Here is a 16,444-nt window from a genome sequence, read left to right on the forward strand (position 1 = left end):
GCCCGTAGGCTCGACCCATCGACCAGATAGGAGACGCCGTGAACGCGCACCAGGACCAGCAGCAGCAGCCGTCGCCCGAGGGCACCCGTCTCGGCGAGCTGTGGAGCATCCTCCCCGAGGAGTCCTCGCGCGTCGACGGCCCGGAGGGCGGCGAGCTCGCGATCGGCGGGATCCCCGTCACCCGCCTGGTGGAGGAGTACGGCACCCCGCTGCAGATCTTCGACGAGGCCGGGCTCCGCCGCCAGGTACGCCGCTTCGTCGACGGCCTGCACGAGCGCTGGCCGGACTCCGAGGTGCTGTTCGCCTCGAAGTCGCTCCCCGTCGTGGGCATGTACGCCCTCGCGCAGGAGGAAGGCCTGTCGGTCGACGTGGCCGGCGGCGGTGAGCTGCAGCTCGCGCTCGCCGCGGGCGTCGATCCCGCACGCCTGCACTTCCACGGCAACGCGAAGAGCGACGCCGAGCTGCGCATGGCGCTCGACGCGGGCATCGGCACGATCATCGTCGACAACGACGACGAGATCACCCGCCTGGAGCGCCTGCTGACGAAGCCCCAGAAGCTGCTGCTGCGCGTGATCCCCGGCGTCGACGCCAAGACCCACGCCTCGCAGGCGACGGGCGGGCTCGACTCGAAGTTCGGCCTGCCCATGGACCAGGCCGCCCAGGCGATCGCCCGTATGCAGGCCCACCCGCTCATGGAGTTCGAGGGCGTGCACCTGCACATCGGCTCGCAGATCCTCGACACCGAGCAGTTCGCCGAGGCCGTCGAGAAGATCTCGACGGTGGGCACCTTCGACACCTACGACGTGGGCGGCGGACTCGGCGTCAAGTACACCTACGACGAGGTCGCTCCGAGCGTCGAGTCCTACCTCGACGCGATCGTGGAGGCCGCGCGCGCGAACCTGCCCGAGGGCGCCCGGATCATGATCGAGCCGGGCCGCTCGCTCGTCGCCCGTGCCGGCGTCTCGGCCTACCGCGTCGTGACCGTCAAGCACACCGGCAAGACCTTCGTCGCGGTGGACGGCGGCCTCGCCGACCTCATCGACATCGCTCTCACCGAGCAGCGCTACGAGCCCGTGCTCGCCAACCGCCTCGACGAGGCCTGGATCGAGACCGCCCAGGTGGTCGGTCGTCAGTGCGAGTCCGGCGACCTGCTCGTCGACCGCGCCCAGCTGCCGCCCGCCCGCGTCGGCGACGTGCTCGTGATGGCGACCACCGGCGCCTACTCGTACACCCTGGCGAACAACTACAACGGCGCGCTCAAGCCGGCGATCGTGTTTGTGCGCGACGGCGAGGCCCGCCTCGTCGCCCGTCGCGAGACCTACGAGGACCTCCTCGCATTGCACGCACCGGCGCTCGCCGGATGAGACCACGGGGTCGGGCCTTCGGGCTCGGCCCCGTTTCCATTGCGGCTCCGCGCCGCACCCCGACCATCCTCCAATGAAGAAGGACCTGTCACCATGCGCAAGCACGTCTCCCGTACCCTCATCGGCGTGGCCGCCGTCTCGGCCCTGCTGCTCACCGGCTGCTCGGGCGGAGGTGGGGGCGCCGACAGCGGCAAGCCGAACCTCCCGAAGGGCGACGAGGTCAGCACCAAGGTCGATCCCTCGCTGAAGAAGCTGCTGCCCGAGGACATCCAGAAGAAGGGGTCGATCGACATCGCCGTCGACATCCCCTTCCCGCCGCTCTCGGCCTACGACGCGAACAACCGGGAGATCGGTTTCGATCCCGAGCTCGGACGACTCCTCGGGCAGAAGCTCGGCGTCGACGTCGTGCTGTCGAAGCAGGCCTTCGACAGCGTGATCCCGTCGATGCAGGCGAAGAAGCACGACATCATCATGAGCGGCATGAACGACACCCCCGAGCGCGAGCAGACGATCACCTACGTCGACTACACGCACGGCGGGTTCGCGATCCTGGTGAAGCCGGGCAACCCGAAGAAGATCACCGGGCAGAGCGCGCTCTGCGGGAAGACCGTGTCGGTGCAGAAGTCCACGATCCAGGGCGAGCTGCTGCGCGCGACCAAGTGCAGCGGAGCCCCGGTCACCGTGATGGAGCTGCCGACCGACCTCGATGCGCTGACCGCGCTGCGCGCCGGCAAGAGCGACGCCTATTCGGCCGACGCGGTCGTCGCCGACTACGTCGCCGCGACGACCGACGACGGCAAGGCCTACGAGATCGTGCGCGACCCCGAGAACCCCGCCGGATTCAACCCCGTCTACAGCGGCATCGGTGTGCTGAAGAGCAACACGCAGCTGGTCGACGCGATGCAGAAGACCCTGCAGGCCCTCATCGACGACGGCAGCTACCAGAAGGTGCTCGAGCGGAACCACATGGAGGCCTACGGCGTGAAGACCGCCGAGGTCAACCAGGGCGGGAAGGCCCAGTGACCGTCACGGCTCCCGCAGCGGCATCGCTGCAGCTGAGCACCGAGGACGACGTCGACGCGATCCCCCTCCGCCACCCGTGGCGCTGGGTCGGCGCGGTCGCCGTGATCCTGGTCCTGGCCTTCTTCCTGTACTCGGTCGGGACGAACCCCAACCTCGACTTCGCGACGGTCGGCACCTTCGTGTTCGATCCGCGGATCCTGGCCGGCGTCGGTCTGACGGTGCTCATCACGCTCATCTCGATGGTCGTGTCGACGCTGCTCGCCGTGCTCGTGGCGGCGATGCGGCTCTCGAAGAACCCGGTGCTCTCGGGCGTCGCCTGGTTCTACGTCTGGGTGTTCCGCGGCACCCCGCAGATCGTGCAGATCGTGCTCTGGGGGTATCTGGGGCTGCTCTACGAGAAGCTGACCCTCGGGGTGCCTTTCACCGACGTCGTCTTCTGGCAGGTGAACACCAACGACCTCATCAACGCCTTCGTCGCGGGCACGCTCGCGCTGACGCTGAACCAGGCCGCCTACTCCTCGGAGATCGTGCGCGCCGGCATGCTCTCGGTCGACGAGGGACAGCGGGAGGCCGCGTACTCGCTGGGCATGTCGCCCGTGTACACGTTCCGCCGGGTGCTGTTGCCGCAGGCGATGCGCGTGATCATCCCGCCGATGGGCAACGAGACGATCTCGATGCTGAAGAACACCTCGCTGCTCATGGTGATCGCGGTTCCCGAGGTCTACACGGCCGCGACCATGATCTCGGCGCAGAACCTCAAGCAGGTCGAGCTGCTGATCGTCGCGAGCATCTGGTACCTGATCATGACCACGGTGCTCTCGGTGCCGCAGTACTACCTGGAGCGCCGCTTCGGCCGCGGATCCACCCGCACCCTGCCGCCCACGCCGTTCCAGCGGTTCCGGGCGATGCTCGACCGTCGCAAGCCCGGCCCCGCGCCCGCACCCGCGACGCAGATGACGGAGGTGATCGGCGCATGAGCCCGATCGAGAATCAGACCATCGCGGCGCCCGTCGCCGCGGGGGAGCCCGGATCCCTTCCGGAGTCCGACGCGCTCGTGCAGATCCGCCGGGTCCGCAAGAGCTTCGGCGCGCACCAGGTGCTGCGCGACGTGTCGCTCGAGGTCCCCGCAGGCACGGTGACGGTGCTGCTCGGGCCGTCGGGCTCGGGCAAGTCGACGCTGCTGCGCTGCGTCAACCACCTCGAGACCATCGACGGCGGCCGGATCATCGTCGACGGCGAACTGATCGGCTACCGGCAGTCGGGGCACCGGATCCACGAGATGACGCCGAAGCAGATCGCGAAGCAGCGGCGCGGCATCGGCATGGTGTTCCAGAAGTTCAACCTGTTCCCGCACATGACCGCGCTCGAGAACGTGGTCGAGGCGCCCGTCGGCGTCGTCGGGCGGGCCCGGCCCCTCGCACGGCAGCGGGCGATGGACCTGCTCGCGCGGGTCGGGCTCGAGGACTTCGCGGGCCACTATCCGGCGCAGCTGTCGGGCGGCCAGCAGCAGCGCGTCGCCATCGCGCGGGCGCTCGCCATGGATCCGAAGCTCATGCTGTTCGACGAGCCGACCTCGGCGCTCGATCCCGAGCTCGTCGGCGACGTGCTCGACGTGATGCGGGAACTCGCCCGCGACGGGATGACCATGATCGTGGTGACGCACGAGATCGGCTTCGCACGCAGCGTCGCCGACCAGGTGGCGTTCATGGACGGCGGCGTCGTGGTCGAGGCCGGGTCGCCCGCCGCGGTGATCGACGCGCCGCAGCGGCAGCGCACGCGGAACTTCCTCGAGAGCGTGATGTAGCGCCTCAGCGTCCGCCGCCCCAGCGCATCTGGAGACCGGTGAGCATGGCATCGAGACCGAGTTGGAAGACGAGGTCGTGCTCGTGCTCACCGGTCTCCTGCACGAGCGCGGCGAACGCCGCCTGGGTGTCGCCGAGCGCGGGGGTTCCGGCGTTCGGCTCGGGCTCGTAGATGTTCTCGGGGCCGGCGGAGTCGAGGGCCGCGCCGAAGATGAACGTCTCGAGCGCGCTGAGAGACGGGATGATGCTGCGGTCGTACCAGCCGGCTGCGCGGAACGCGGCGACGATCCGCTGATACATGCGCGAGGTGTCCGCGGTCTGCGAGACGGGGACGGCGACGATCAGGTCGACGAGTCTGGGTCGGGCGCGCAGGAACCGCAGGTAGCTCCAGGCCCACTGCGCGAGCGCATCGCGCAGCGACATCGTGCCGTATCCGGCGACGTTCAGGTGGCCGCTGATCTCCTCCTGCACCCACGCGAGCACCGTGCTCCGGGAATCCGCGTGGTGGTAGAGGGCGCCGGGCGAGACTCCGAGCCGTTCGGCGAGCGACCGCATGGTGAGGCGCTGCAGGCCATCGGATTGGATCAGGGCGAGGGCCGCCCGGGTGATCCGCTCGCGGTCGAGCCGGGCGACGCGCGGTCGGCCCCGGCCTCCGTAATTGAACACGGGCGGATCCGCGTTCGCGGCATCTGCGCCTTCCTCGACCATGATCGCAAGGGTATCCGCGATGGAGCGTGACGCATAAATGAACAGAGCGGACAATCTTCCGCTCCGGATCGCCACGGACACGCACACTGTTGCGAACAGACCGCCGAACCGGCGGTCGCGAACCCCGAGGAAGGGCAGCTCATGGAGCACATCGAAACCGACGTCGTCGTCATCGGAGCCGGCGTCGCCGGGCTCACCGCCGCGCATCGCCTGCGCCAGGCCGGCCGCGAGGTCGTCGTCCTCGAAGCGCGGGACCGCGTCGGCGGGCGGGTCAAGTCGGACCTGTCGAACGGCTTCCTCGTCGAGGTCGGGGGCCAGTGGGTGGCGCCCGACCAGGAGCGGCTGATCGCGCTCATCGCGGAGCTGGGCCTCGAGACCTTCGCGCGCTATCGGGACGGCGACGAGATCTACATCGATCGTGCCGGTGCCCGGATCCGGCACGCCACGGACCTGCCGCCGCTCGCCGCGGGCACGCTCGCCGAGATCATGCGCCTGAGCGACGAGCTCGACGCCCTCTCGAAGGAGGTCGATCCCTTCGAGCCCTGGACCCACCCGCGCGCGACCGAGTTCGACGCGGTCTCGTTCGACGCCTGGCTGCGCGCGAACACCGACGACGACGATGCGGTGGCGTTCGTCGCCCCGTTCGTCTCGGGCGGCATGCTGACGAAGCCGGCCGAGGCGTTCTCGCTGCTGGCCGCGCTCGTGATGGCGGCCAGCGCCGGCGGCTTCACGGATCTCGCGGACCTCGACCTCGTGCTCAACGAGCGCGTGCTCGGCGGCATGCACAACGTGCCGTTCCGCCTCGCGGAGGAGGTCGGCGCGGAGCGGATCCGGCTGAACGCCGATGTGCGCTCCGTGGCTCACGGACCCGACGGAGTGACCGTCACCGGCTCGGAGGTCGCGGTCCGTGCGCAGGAGGCGATCGTCGCGCTCGGACCGCACCTGGTGTCGCGCATCGACTTCGAGCCGGCGCTGCCGGGGCGCAAGGCGCAGATGCTGCAGCAGTTCTCGATGGGCAGCGTGATCAAGGTGCAGGCGTTCTACGACGAGCCGTTCTGGCGTGCGGAGGGGCTCTCGGGCAGCACCTACGGTCCGCACGAGATCGTGCACGAGGTCTACGACAACACAGCGCCCGACTACGCGGGCGGGACGCTCGTCGGCTTCATCTCGGATCGGCAGGCCGACGCGATGCTGGAACTGGACGCCGACGCGCGCCGCGAGGCGATCCTCGGATCCTTCGCGAAGTACTTCGGGGAGCGGGCGCTCGAGCCCGCCTTCTACACCGAGAGCGACTGGATCGACGAGGAGTTCACCCGGGGCGCCTACGGCACGAGCCCCGGCATCGGCGGGATCACCCGCTACGAGGAGCTGGTGCGGTCGTCGGTCGGGCCGATCCACTTCGCCTGCTCCGACATCGCGGGCCTCGGATACACGCACATCGACGGCGCGATCCGCATGGGGGAGCGGGCCGCCCTGCTCGCCGCCGGGCAGTAGAATCGCAGCATGTCCGACGCGCGCAGCCAGCTCATCGAGCTCATCAAGACCGAGGCCGTGTTCCACGGCGACTTCACGCTCACGAGCGGGAAGAAGGCCACCTACTACATCGATCTCCGCAAGCTGAGCCTCGACCACCGTGCGGCTCCGCTCATCGGCCAGGTCATGCTCGACCTCATCGGCGACGTCGACGGCGTCGTCGCGGTGGGCGGCCTCACCATGGGCGCCGATCCGATCGCGTCGGCGATCATGCACCAGGGCGTCGCCCGCGGCGAGGTCTACGACTCGTTCGTGGTGCGCAAGGAGCCGAAGGATCACGGTCGAGGCCGCCAGGTCGAGGGGCCGGACCTCGCCGGCAAGCGCGTGATCGTGGTGGAGGACACCTCGACCACGGGCGGGTCGCCGCTCAAGGCCATCGAGGCGCTCGAGAAGGTCGGCGCCGAGATCGCCGCGGTCGCCGTGGTCGTCGATCGCCAGGCCCCCGCCAAGGAGCGGATCGAGGCCGCGGGCTACGAGTACCGGTACGCGATCGGTCTCTCGGACCTGGGGCTCGACCCCCAGTAGCGCGTCGAATCGACGGAATGGCCCCGATCCTGAACCGGACCGGGGCCGTTCCGCGTTCGGGCGCCCATGGTCAGCGGGCGAGGTCCCGCACCGTCGCGGCCTTCAACGCCTCGAGCACGACGTGGGCGGCGAGGCTGCCCGTCTGATCGCGCAGGTCGTGCGTCGGCGAGACCGTGTTGACGTCGAGCACGACGACGTTCAGCGCGGCGACGCCCGCGAGCAGTTCGAGGCCCTGCGCCGTGGTGAGGCCGCCCCACGCGGGCGTGACGACGCCCGGGGCGACCGACGGATCGAACACGTCCATGTCCCAGCACAGGTAGACGGGGCGCGCTCCGGCGGCCTCGCGGACTTCGTCGAGGATCGCCGGGATGCCGGCTTCCCGGATCGCGCGCATGGGACGCACCCGGTAGCCGAGCCGCTCGGCGACACCGATCACGCCGGGCCGGCCGGCCACCTCGGTGTCCCTGATCCCGATGTGGAAGGACCGGCTCACGTCGACGACCCCCTCCTCCGCGGCGTGCACGAAGGAGTTCGCGTTGTTGTAGCGCTGCGGCTCGAACAGCTCGTACGCGTCGGTGTGCGCGTCGAAGTGGATGAGGACCAGGTCGGGGTGCCGTCGGTGAGCCTCCCGCAGCTGGGGGAGTGTCACCGCTCCGTCACCGCCGAGCGTCACGGGGAGCGCTCCGGCATCGAGGATCGCGCCGATCTCGGCGGCGATCCGGGCGAAGGCCTCGTCGACCTGGCCGGGGATCACATCGACGTCGCCGAGGTCGACGAGACCCAGGTGCGCGATCGGATCGATGCCGAGGTCCTCCGCGCTCTCCGCGACGAGCAGCGACGCCGCCCGGACGTGCGCGGGGCCGCCGCGCCCGCCGATGCGCGAGGGGTGCGCGCCCATGTCGAAGGGAACTCCGAGCACCGCGGCGCGGGCCCCGACCGGCGAATCCGCGTGCGGCACGCCGAACAGGGTGCCCGACGGCCTGCGGGTCGAGCCCGTTCCCGCGTCGCTGCCCACGGTCAGAGCACCTTCGACAGGAACTGCCGGGTCCGCTCGTGGGACGGGTTGGTGAAGACGAGCTCCGGATCGCCCTGCTCGATGATGGTCCCGGCGTCCATGACGATGACGCGGTCGGCCACCTCGCGGGTGAACCCCATCTCGTGGCTCACCACGATCATGGTCATGCCGGCCGCGGCCAGATCCTTCATCACCTGGAGCACCTCGCCGACCATCTCGGGGTCGAGCGCGCTCGTGGGCTCGTCGAACAGCATGAGCGCGGGTCGCATCGCCAGCGCCCGAGCGATCGCGACGCGCTGCTGCTGTCCGCCGGAGAGCGAGCGGGGCCGGGCGTCCGCCTTGTCGGCGAGGCCGACGCGGGCCAGGAGCTCGCGGGCGTAGGCGATGGCCTCGCTCTTCTTCTCGCCCTTCACCCGCACGGGGGAGTGCCAGATGTTCTCGAGCACGGTCATGTGCGGGAACAGATTGAAGTGCTGGAACACGAATCCGATGTCGGCGCGCTGGTGGGCGAGCTCGCGGGCGGAGATCTCGACCGTGCGGCCGCCGCGCTGACGCTCGCCGATGCGCTGCCCGTTCACGTGGATCTCCCCGCCCTCGATGGGTTCGAGGCGGTTCAGGGTCCGCAGGAAGGTGGTCTTGCCGGCGCCCGATGGGCCGACCAGGACCACGACCTCGCCGCGCTGGATCTCGAGGGATACGTCCGAGAGGATCTGCCGGTCGCCGAACCACTTCTCGATGCCGACCGTGCGAACGATCGGCCCATCGGAGGTCTGCACGGGGACGGTGTAGTCGGTGATGCTCACGCTGCGGCTCCTTCCAGGGCGGCGATGGGGTTCTTGGGGGCGAGGCGGTCGCGCTTGCTGCGCATGCCGAAGAGCCGCTTCCAGATCGACTCGGCCTTCGGCAGGCCGGCCTTCGTGTTGAGCCAGTTCTCGATGGCGGTCTGGATCACGGTCCAGATCGTGGTGAGCAGCAGGTAGTAGAGCGCGACCACGATGTAGATCTCGAACGCCTTGAACGTCGACGAGGCCATCGTGCTTCCGACCTGGAACATCTCGGCGACGCCGATGATCGACAGGATCGAGGTGCTCTTCATGAGGCCGTTGAAGGAGTTGCCGAGCGGAGGCACCATGACGCGGATCGCCTGCGGGACGATGATCCAGCGCATGGAGCTGAGCGGGGTCATGCCGAGCGAGAGTGCCGCTTCGGTCTGGCCCTTCTCGATGGATTCGAGCCCGCCGCGGACGATCTCGGAGATGTACGCGCTCTCGTTGAGCATGAGGCCGATGATCGCGGCCTGCACCGCCCCCTTGATGAGGAATCCGACCGAGAGGTCTTCGAAGCGGAAGATGTTGGCCGCCGCGAAACCGGTGTAGAGGATCACGAGCTGGACCAGGAGCGGGGTGCCGCGGATGATCCAGACGTAGAGGCTGGCGATGACGCGCAGGGGGAGGAACCGGCTGCGCCCCATGAGGGCGACGACGAGGCCGAGTACGAGCGCGAGCGCCATCGCGACGATCGAGATGATGATGGTCAGGGCGAGACCGTTCAGAAAGCTCTGGTTGGGGGCGAGCAGCGCCTGCCAGAAGTACTCCCAGTCGAATGTCATGGTGATGCGTCCTTGCATGTCGGGGTGCGGCGGGGCCGGATCGAGCGCCCCGCCGCGGGGTGGGCTAGGAGGTCTTGGTGATGTCGTTGGAGGCGACGCCCCACTTGTCGAGGATCTTCCGGTACTCGCCGCTGTCGACGAGGGACTTGAACGCGTCGTCGAGGGCCGTGTTGAGCGCGGTGTTCTGCTTGAGGGTCGCGGCGCCGATGCGGATCTTGTCCGAGGGTTCGCCGACCATCGTGAAGGCGCCCTTCGACTGCTTCTCGTAGAAGCTCATGATCTCGGAGGTATCGATGAACGCCTCGACCTGGCCGTTGATCACCTGCTGCACGGCCGCGGTGCCCTCGTCCACCAGGGTGAGCTCGAGGCCCTTCTTGCCGTCGGCGACGCACTTCTTGGAGAGCTCCTCGGCGCCGTTGCCGCCGGTCGCTCCGGTGATGGCGACGACCTTGGCGCCGCAGAGGCTCTCGTCGAAGCCGGTGATCTTCGCCGGGTTCTTCTTGCTGACGCCCACTCCGGTTCCCGAGTAGAGGTAGGGCACGAAGTTCGCGATCTTCTCGCGCTCCGGCTTGATGTAGAGCGAACCCATGATCACGTCGCACTGCTTGGCCTGCATCGCGGGGATGAGCCCGGAGAACGCGTACTCCTCGAGCTTGGTGGTGAGGCCGAGCTGCTTCGCGAGCGCGTTCGCGAGATCGATCTCGACGCCCTGGAGCTCGTTGTTCTCGTCGTAGAAGATGTTGGGCGGCGTATCGCCGGTGCAGACGGTGAGGGTGCCGGCCTTCAGCACGGTCGGCGGTGCGACTTTCGCATCTGCGGTAGCGGTCTTCTCGGCTTCGGAGGGGCCCGAGGAGCAGCCGGTGAGCAGTGCGACGGACGCGGTCGCGACGACCGCGAGCGCGGCGAGGGTGCGGACGGGGGATGCGGGGAAAGCCACGATGATTTCTCCTTGTCGGTGGTCGGGCCGGGCGGCCCGCTGGCGCATTTCCCCGTGGTGGGGTTATGCTGACTATCGTCAGTTGGTCAGACCAACTGACTAAGCTTCGAGAACCATACCCCGAACGATTCGACCCGTCAACGGAATCCCACGGGGAAGAAGGTCTCGATCCGATGACGGGAATCGCTAGGTTGAAGGCTGTACAGACCACGAAGGAGGCACCGATGGACTGGTCCGCACTGGGGCGCTCGACGACCCTCTCCGTCCCCGAACGGCTGTCGGTCGATCTGGAACGGTTGATCCTCGACGGGCAGCTGGCCCCCGGAGACCGCCTCCCGGCCGAGCGCGAGCTCGCCGCGCACCTCGGCGTCTCGCGGGTCTCGATCCGCGAGGCCCTGCGCGAGCTCGAGAACCGCGGGCTCATCGACCGCAGGCCCGGCCGCGGCACGATCGTGCTGCAGCCCAGCGACGGCGCGGGGATCACCGACGGCATGCTCACCGGCGTCGCCTCGCTGCACCCCGAGCTGCACGACATCATGGAGCTCCGCGCCATCATCGAGCCCCCGATCGCCCGCATCACGGCGAACCGCGCCACCGCGCGCGACATCGCCCAGTTGCGGGAGCTCGTCGAGGCGATGGAGGGCGACGCGACCCAGGAGCGCTACGCCGAACTGGACCGCGCGTTCCACCAGGCCATCGCGCAGTACGCGCACAACCCGCTGCTCGCCTTCATCAACAGCGAGATCGCGCAGCAGATCGCGCCGAGCCGTGCGAGTCGCTACCAGACCAAGGCCCGACGGGTCGTATCGAGCGCCGCGCACCGGCGCATCTACGAGGCGATCGCCGCGGGCGATGGGGAGACCGCCGAGCGCGAAGCGCGCGAGCACGTGCTCGACATCGGCCAGCAGATCGCTGCGGCCGCAGCGCAGAACGCGAACTGAGAGGAACGGACGAAGATGACCGTGCAGCCGACCCGGGGAGCGATCTCCACATCCCACTACCTCGCGACCGAGGCGGGAGCCGCCGCGCTCGACGCCGGCGGCAACGCGATCGACGCCGCGCTCGCCGCGGCGGCGGCGCTCTGCGTCGTCTACCCCAACAACGTGGCGCTCGGTGGCGATCTGGTCGCGCTGGTGCGCAGTCCCGACGGCGAGATCCGCTTCCTCAACGGCACGGGCCCGGCGCCCGCCGGCCAGACGCTCGAAGCGCTGCGCGCCGCGCACGGCGACCGGCTCCCGCTGCGCGGCATCGACACCGTCACCGTCCCGGGCGGAGTGTGCGGCTGGAACTCGCTGCACGAGTACGGCGCGGCGCTCGGCTGGGATGCGCACTTCGAGGCGGCGATCCGCTACGCCGCCGACGGCGTCCCCACCGCGAGCTCGGTCGCGGCCGCGATCCTCGAGGACCGCGAGTCGCTCGAATGGGATCCCGGGTGCCGCGGAGTGTTCCTTCCCGGGGGCGAACCGCTCGCCGAATACGACGACCTCGTGCAACCAGCGCTCGCCGAGACCCTGCGCCGGGTCGCGGCGGGCGGATCCGCCGAGTTCTACGAGGGCGAGACCGCCGACCGCTGGATCGCGGGCCTGGCCGCGCTCGGCTCGAAGATCACGAAGCAGGACGCCATCGACTACTCGGCCCACTGGGACGAACCGCTCAGCGCACCGTTCGCCGAGCACCGGGTGTTCACCGGCCCGCCGAACAGCTCGGGGTTCATGCTGCTGCGCACGCTCGAAGCGATCGAGGGCCTCGTCGCCGGTGCGCCGATCGCCGACCCCCTGGCGACCGGAGCCGGGGAGCTCGCCCGCGCCTTCGCCGCGGCCAACGCGGTGCGGGCGGCCTCGCTCACCGACCCCCGCATGGGCGGGCTCAGCGGAGCCGAGCTCATCGAGATGGCGACCCCCGAGCATCCGCTGCCCGGGCAGCCGAAGCCCACGGGGGACACCGTCGGCATCAGCGCGGTGAGCGAGGACGGGTGGGCGATCTCGCTCATCAACTCCGTCTACTTCGGCTTCGGCGCCTGCGTGCTCGAACCCGAGACGGGGATCCTCTTCCAGAACCGCGGCACCTCGTTCTCGCTCGACCCGGCCGCGCCGAACGCCTTCGCGCCGCGCAAGCGGCCGAAGCACACGCTCATGCCCGTGCTCGTCCTGCACGGCGGAGAGCTCGCGTGGGTGCCGTCGACCATGGGCGGATCCGCGCAGCCGCAGATCCACACCCAGCTCCTGCTGCGCGCGCTCGAGGGCGGAAACCCCGCCGAAGCCACGCACGCGCCGCGCTGGATGGTGTGCGAGCCGAACGACGCCGGAGAGGTGCGGGTCATGGCCGAGGCCGATGTGCCGGAGGCGGCGCGCGTCGCGATCGCGGAGGCCGGGTTCCCCGTCGACATCGTGCCCCCGCACTCCGAGGACCTCGGGCACTCGAACCTGATCCGCGTCGACGGCACCGACTACGCCGCCGCGAGCGATCCCCGCTCCGACGGTTCGGCAATCGTCCGATGACCGCACCCGCACCCGTCCCCGCCCTGGAAGGCAGCATGACCGACAGCCCGCGCCCCGGAATCATCATCCTGATCGTGCTCGGCGCGGTCACCGGCCTGCTCTCCGGACTGTTCGGCATCGGCGGCGGCATCGTCCTCGTGCCGCTGCTCGTCCTCCTGCTGCAGTTCCCGCAGCGGCTCGCCGCGGGCACCTCGGTGGCCGCGATCCTGCCCGCGGCCATCGTGGGCGGCATCGGGTACGCGGTGCAGGGCAACGTCGACTGGATCGCCGCGCTCTGCCTCGCGATCGGCATCGTCGTCGGCGCGCAGATCGGCAGCTACCTGCTGTCGAAGGTCCCCACGGGATTCCTGCGCTGGATGTTCATGGTGTTCCTCGCGGCGGTCGCCGTCAGCCTCTGGTTCGTGGTGCCCCAGCGCGATTCCGAGATCGGGATCACCTGGTTCTCGGCCGTGATGCTCGTCGTCACCGGCCTCATCACCGGGGTGCTCTCGGGCCTCCTCGGCGTCGGCGGCGGTGTTGTCGTGGTGCCGATCCTGATGTTCTTCTTCGGCGCCTCGGATCTGATCGCGAAGGGCACCTCGCTCATCATGCTGATCCCCGGATCGATCTCGGGCACGCTCGGCAATTTCCGCCGGCGCAACGTCGATCTGCGTGCCGCGGCCGCGCTCGGGATCTCGGCGAGCGTGCTCTCGCCGCTCGGATCGGTGCTCGCGACGCACATCTCGCCGCTCTGGTCGAACATCGCCTTCTCGATCCTGCTCGCCTTCGTGCTCGTGCAGATGGCGCTGAAGATGCGGAAGCCGAAGACGAAGTAGGCGCTCGAGCCGCTACGGGGCGGGGTCGCCCGCGACGGGCAGGACCACGTCGCTGCGCTTGTAGTGGGTGAGGAGCGGGCTCGACTCGATCCGCAGCGCACCCCGGTCGGCGAGGCCGGCCTCGAGGTCGTGGAGCAGCCCGAAGAGTTCCCGGCGCGATGACAGGGTGAGCAGCGCGCGCACGCTCGGCCCCGTCGGCAGCTCGGCGGCCCAGCGGGTGCGCCAGTCCTGGGCGAGGAACGCCGCGACCTCGTCGACGCGCGACGCCGGGGCGTGCACCGTGATCAGCGACTCGAGCGGGAACCCCAGCAGCGCGGGATCGATCACGGCGCGGATGCTCAGGTAATCGGTGCGCTGCATCTGCGCGATGCGCTTGCGCACGGTCGGCTTCGCGATCCCCACCGCGCTCGCGATCGCGTCGATGCTCAGTCGGCCGTCGATGCTCAGCAGGCGGATGATCTCGGAGTCCGTCTGATCCGGTTCGAGGCCCTCGTTCCGGTGCTCCGCGGCGGCCCGGAGCGCCCGGCTCTCGTCCTCGCCGAGCATGTCGAGCTGCTCGGAGCTGAGGATGTCGGGGTGCCAGCCGCGCACGGTGCGGCGGAAGCGATCGATGTACTCGAAGGAGTACCCGGTGACCGGCTGGGTCGCGAGCTCCTCCTCGATGAACCGGGACCGGTCGTCCGAGCGGATGTAGACCTCGGAGATGATCGCGCTCTCGCCGATGAGCGTGGCGACCCACAGCGTCTCGGGTCGGTGCGCGAGCCAGCCGGCGACGGCGCCGAGGTCGGCCGGACGGCACTCGATCCGGGCGAAGTAGCCGTCGCCGCGGTCGATGAGGTGGGGCTGGGACAGCCCCCGGACCCGCACGAGGCCCTGCTCGATGAGCCGCGCGCCGCGGCGTGCGACGGTGCGTTCCTGCAGGCCCGTGGTCTGGGCGATGAGGCGCCACGAGGCGCGCCCGTTGCGCAGCAGCGCGGCGCAGATCTCGCGGTCTGCCTGGTCGAGCGGCTCGGTCATTGCACACCTCCTGCTCAGGAGCCTAACGGCTCGAAAGGTGGCTTTTCGGACACGAAAGCTATTCGAGGTTGACAGAATCGCCACGATGTCCCACGATCAATACCTAAAGAGGACACTTCGGGGGCGAAAGTTTCCCGATCTACTCATTCAAGGAGGAGTGAGTGACTGAAACGGACATCGATCTCTGCCGCGGCAGCGCGCTGGAGCAGATCGAAGCACTCGACCGCGGCGAGCTCTCGGCGCGCGAGCTGCTGAGCGAGACGCGCGAGCGCTACGAGCGGATCAACCCCGTCATCAACGCCGTCGTGACGGTGGACTTCGACGCGGCGGAAGCCGCGGCCGCCGAGTCCGACCGCCGACGCGCGGCGGGCGAGCCCGTGCGCCCGCTCGAGGGTCTCCCCATCGCGGTCAAGGACCTCGAGGACACCGCCGGCCTGCGCAGCACCTACGGCTCGCAGCTGCACGCCGAGCACGTGCCGGTCCGCGACAGCCTGGTGGTCGAGCGCATGCGCGCGGCGGGCGCCGTGATCTACGGCAAGACCAACACCCCCGAGTTCGGCACCGGATCGCACACCTACAACCGGGTGTTCGGGACGACCACGAACCCCTACGCGCCGGACCGCAGCGCAGGAGGATCGAGCGGCGGTGCCGCCGCCGCGCTCGCCGCGGGACTGTCCTCGGTGGCCGACGGCTCGGACATGGGCGGCTCGCTGCGCAATCCGGCGGCCTTCTGCAACGTGGTCGGCCTGCGCCCCTCCATCGGGCGCGTGCCGAACTGGCCGTCGAAGGACGCCTGGGAGTCCCTCGCCACCAACGGTCCGATGGGCCGCACCGTCGGCGACGCGGCGCTGCTGCTCTCGGTGCTCTCGGGCGGCGACGCCCGGTCGCCGCTCGCGTTCCCCGACGCGCTCGCACCCGGGATCCCCGAGCTCGCGGGGCCGCTGCGCATCGGGTGGAGCCGCACGCTCGGCGGTCTCGACATCCAGCCGGCGGTGACCGAGGTGCTCGACGGCGAAGGACTGCCCGCGCTGCAGCGGCTCGGGCACGCCGTCGCGGATGTCGAGCCCGAGCTCGCGGAGGCGGACCCCGCGTTCCGCGTGCTGCGCGGTATCGGCTACGCCCGGGGCTTCGGCGCGCTGATCGACGAGCACCGCAGCATCCTCAGCCCCGAGCTCGTGGCGAACACCGAGTACGGGCTCGGACTCGGGATCGCCGATTTCACCGAGGCGCGCGAACAGCGCACTCGCGTCTACAACGGCATGGTCGAGCTGTTCGAGCGCATCGACGTGCTGGCCGCTCCGGTCACCACGGTGCTCCCGTTCCCCGCCGAGCAGCACTGGCCGAGCGAGATCAATGGCGTCGCGCAGGCGGACTACCTCGACTGGATGCGAGCGAGCTGGCGGATCTCGGTGACCGGCTTCGCCGCGATCAGCGTGCCCTGCGGGTTCAGCCCCGAGGGGCTTCCCGTCGGCCTGCAGCTCATCGCGCCCCCGCGCAGCGAAGCGCTGCTGCTCTCCCTGGCCCGCCAGTTCGAGCGCGAACTCCCCGTCTGGCGCAGCGCACCGATGGCGCTCTCCCGCTGACCCGAACCGCCCAGC

16 protein-coding genes are annotated in these 16,444 nt (G+C 69.8%); 10 read left to right on the plus strand and 6 right to left on the minus strand.

From position 1 onward, the window contains the following. The first annotated feature begins 38 nt into the window (after positions 1-38). From lysA to XM48_RS15695, 4 genes are all read left to right on the plus strand, one after another. Positions 39-1,364, plus strand: a complete 1,326-nt coding sequence (lysA, locus tag XM48_RS15680; RefSeq protein ID WP_046456791.1) for a diaminopimelate decarboxylase — start codon at positions 39-41, stop codon at positions 1,362-1,364. A gap of 93 nt (positions 1,365-1,457) precedes the next feature. Then, positions 1,458-2,387: an ABC transporter substrate-binding protein gene (locus XM48_RS15685; RefSeq protein ID WP_046456792.1), complete on the plus strand. Its 930-nt coding sequence runs from the start codon at positions 1,458-1,460 to the stop codon at positions 2,385-2,387. Further along, the gene (locus tag XM48_RS15690; RefSeq protein ID WP_052961571.1) at positions 2,384-3,364 is read left to right on the plus strand and encodes an amino acid ABC transporter permease; all 981 of its coding nucleotides are present in this window, start codon (positions 2,384-2,386) and stop codon (positions 3,362-3,364) included. The genes XM48_RS15685 and XM48_RS15690 overlap by 4 nt, the downstream gene beginning before the upstream one ends. After that, on the plus strand, positions 3,361-4,191 hold the full coding sequence (locus XM48_RS15695; RefSeq protein ID WP_084821233.1) for an amino acid ABC transporter ATP-binding protein: 831 nt from the start codon (positions 3,361-3,363) through the stop codon (positions 4,189-4,191). The genes XM48_RS15690 and XM48_RS15695 overlap by 4 nt, the downstream gene beginning before the upstream one ends. Positions 4,192-4,195: 4 nt before the next feature. Here XM48_RS15695 and XM48_RS15700 read toward each other — a convergent pair whose 3' ends face one another. Next, positions 4,196-4,897 (minus strand): TetR/AcrR family transcriptional regulator, encoded by a 702-nt coding sequence (locus XM48_RS15700; protein ID WP_084821234.1) that lies wholly within the window; start codon positions 4,895-4,897, stop codon positions 4,196-4,198. Positions 4,898-5,038: 141 nt separating this feature from the next. Between XM48_RS15700 and XM48_RS15705 the strand changes: the two genes are divergently transcribed. Both XM48_RS15705 and pyrE read left to right on the plus strand, forming a co-directional pair. Beyond that, positions 5,039-6,391: an NAD(P)/FAD-dependent oxidoreductase gene (locus tag XM48_RS15705; RefSeq protein WP_046456793.1), complete on the plus strand. Its 1,353-nt coding sequence runs from the start codon at positions 5,039-5,041 to the stop codon at positions 6,389-6,391. Positions 6,392-6,400: 9 nt separating this feature from the next. Beyond that, a complete protein-coding gene (gene pyrE, locus XM48_RS15710; protein WP_046456794.1) occupies positions 6,401-6,955 on the plus strand; it encodes an orotate phosphoribosyltransferase in 555 nt (184 codons plus the stop codon). A 70-nt stretch (positions 6,956-7,025) separates the two neighbouring features. Here the strand turns inward: pyrE and XM48_RS15715 are convergent, their stop codons facing one another. The 4 genes from XM48_RS15715 to XM48_RS15730 form a co-directional block, all read right to left on the minus strand. Further along, positions 7,026-7,970 (minus strand): arginase family protein, encoded by a 945-nt coding sequence (locus XM48_RS15715; protein ID WP_046456795.1) that lies wholly within the window; start codon positions 7,968-7,970, stop codon positions 7,026-7,028. Positions 7,971-7,972: 2 nt separating this feature from the next. Then, complete coding sequence (locus tag XM48_RS15720; RefSeq protein ID WP_369699859.1) at positions 7,973-8,773, minus strand: amino acid ABC transporter ATP-binding protein; 801 nt, start codon at positions 8,771-8,773, stop codon at positions 7,973-7,975. Beyond that, positions 8,770-9,579, minus strand: a complete 810-nt coding sequence (locus XM48_RS15725) for an amino acid ABC transporter permease (protein ID WP_046456796.1) — start codon at positions 9,577-9,579, stop codon at positions 8,770-8,772. Before XM48_RS15725 ends, XM48_RS15720 begins: the two co-directional genes overlap by 4 nt. A gap of 64 nt (positions 9,580-9,643) precedes the next feature. After that, positions 9,644-10,516, minus strand: a complete 873-nt coding sequence (locus XM48_RS15730) for an ABC transporter substrate-binding protein (protein WP_046456797.1) — start codon at positions 10,514-10,516, stop codon at positions 9,644-9,646. A gap of 224 nt (positions 10,517-10,740) precedes the next feature. Here XM48_RS15730 and XM48_RS15735 point away from each other — a divergent pair, with 224 nt between their 5' ends. The 3 genes from XM48_RS15735 to XM48_RS15745 are packed head-to-tail and all read left to right on the plus strand — an operon-like array spanning position 10,741 to position 13,829. After that, positions 10,741-11,457, plus strand: a complete 717-nt coding sequence (locus tag XM48_RS15735) for a FadR/GntR family transcriptional regulator (protein ID WP_046456798.1) — start codon at positions 10,741-10,743, stop codon at positions 11,455-11,457. A 15-nt stretch (positions 11,458-11,472) separates the two neighbouring features. Beyond that, positions 11,473-13,014, plus strand: a complete 1,542-nt coding sequence (locus XM48_RS15740) for a gamma-glutamyltransferase family protein (protein ID WP_046456799.1) — start codon at positions 11,473-11,475, stop codon at positions 13,012-13,014. A 35-nt stretch (positions 13,015-13,049) separates the two neighbouring features. After that, the gene (locus XM48_RS15745; protein WP_046456800.1) at positions 13,050-13,829 is read left to right on the plus strand and encodes a sulfite exporter TauE/SafE family protein; all 780 of its coding nucleotides are present in this window, start codon (positions 13,050-13,052) and stop codon (positions 13,827-13,829) included. A gap of 12 nt (positions 13,830-13,841) precedes the next feature. Here the strand turns inward: XM48_RS15745 and XM48_RS15750 are convergent, their stop codons facing one another. After that, entirely contained in the window at positions 13,842-14,846 is a 1,005-nt protein-coding gene (locus tag XM48_RS15750) for an Lrp/AsnC family transcriptional regulator (RefSeq protein ID WP_046456801.1), read from the minus strand. A gap of 161 nt (positions 14,847-15,007) precedes the next feature. Between XM48_RS15750 and XM48_RS15755 the strand changes: the two genes are divergently transcribed. After that, on the plus strand, positions 15,008-16,429 hold the full coding sequence (locus XM48_RS15755; protein WP_084821236.1) for an amidase: 1,422 nt from the start codon (positions 15,008-15,010) through the stop codon (positions 16,427-16,429). Positions 16,430-16,444: the final 15 nt, after the last annotated feature.

The sequence above is a fragment of the Leucobacter sp. Ag1 genome (assembly GCF_000980875.1).
GTDB lineage: Bacteria > Actinomycetota > Actinomycetes > Actinomycetales > Microbacteriaceae > Leucobacter > Leucobacter iarius.

Coding starts and splice junctions, on each gene's coding strand:
- XM48_RS15685 (WP_046456792.1), top strand. CDS start 1,458: ATGCGCAAGCACGTCTCCCGTACCCTCATCGGCGTGGCCGCCGTCTCG.
- XM48_RS15695 (WP_084821233.1), top strand. CDS start 3,361: ATGAGCCCGATCGAGAATCAGACCATCGCGGCGCCCGTCGCCGCGGGG.
- XM48_RS15700 (WP_084821234.1), bottom strand. CDS start 4,897: ATGGTCGAGGAAGGCGCAGATGCCGCGAACGCGGATCCGCCCGTGTTC.
- XM48_RS15705 (WP_046456793.1), top strand. CDS start 5,039: ATGGAGCACATCGAAACCGACGTCGTCGTCATCGGAGCCGGCGTCGCC.
- pyrE (WP_046456794.1), top strand. CDS start 6,401: ATGTCCGACGCGCGCAGCCAGCTCATCGAGCTCATCAAGACCGAGGCC.
- XM48_RS15725 (WP_046456796.1), bottom strand. CDS start 9,579: ATGACATTCGACTGGGAGTACTTCTGGCAGGCGCTGCTCGCCCCCAAC.
- XM48_RS15735 (WP_046456798.1), top strand. CDS start 10,741: ATGGACTGGTCCGCACTGGGGCGCTCGACGACCCTCTCCGTCCCCGAA.
- XM48_RS15740 (WP_046456799.1), top strand. CDS start 11,473: ATGACCGTGCAGCCGACCCGGGGAGCGATCTCCACATCCCACTACCTC.
- XM48_RS15745 (WP_046456800.1), top strand. CDS start 13,050: ATGACCGACAGCCCGCGCCCCGGAATCATCATCCTGATCGTGCTCGGC.
- XM48_RS15750 (WP_046456801.1), bottom strand. CDS start 14,846: ATGACCGAGCCGCTCGACCAGGCAGACCGCGAGATCTGCGCCGCGCTG.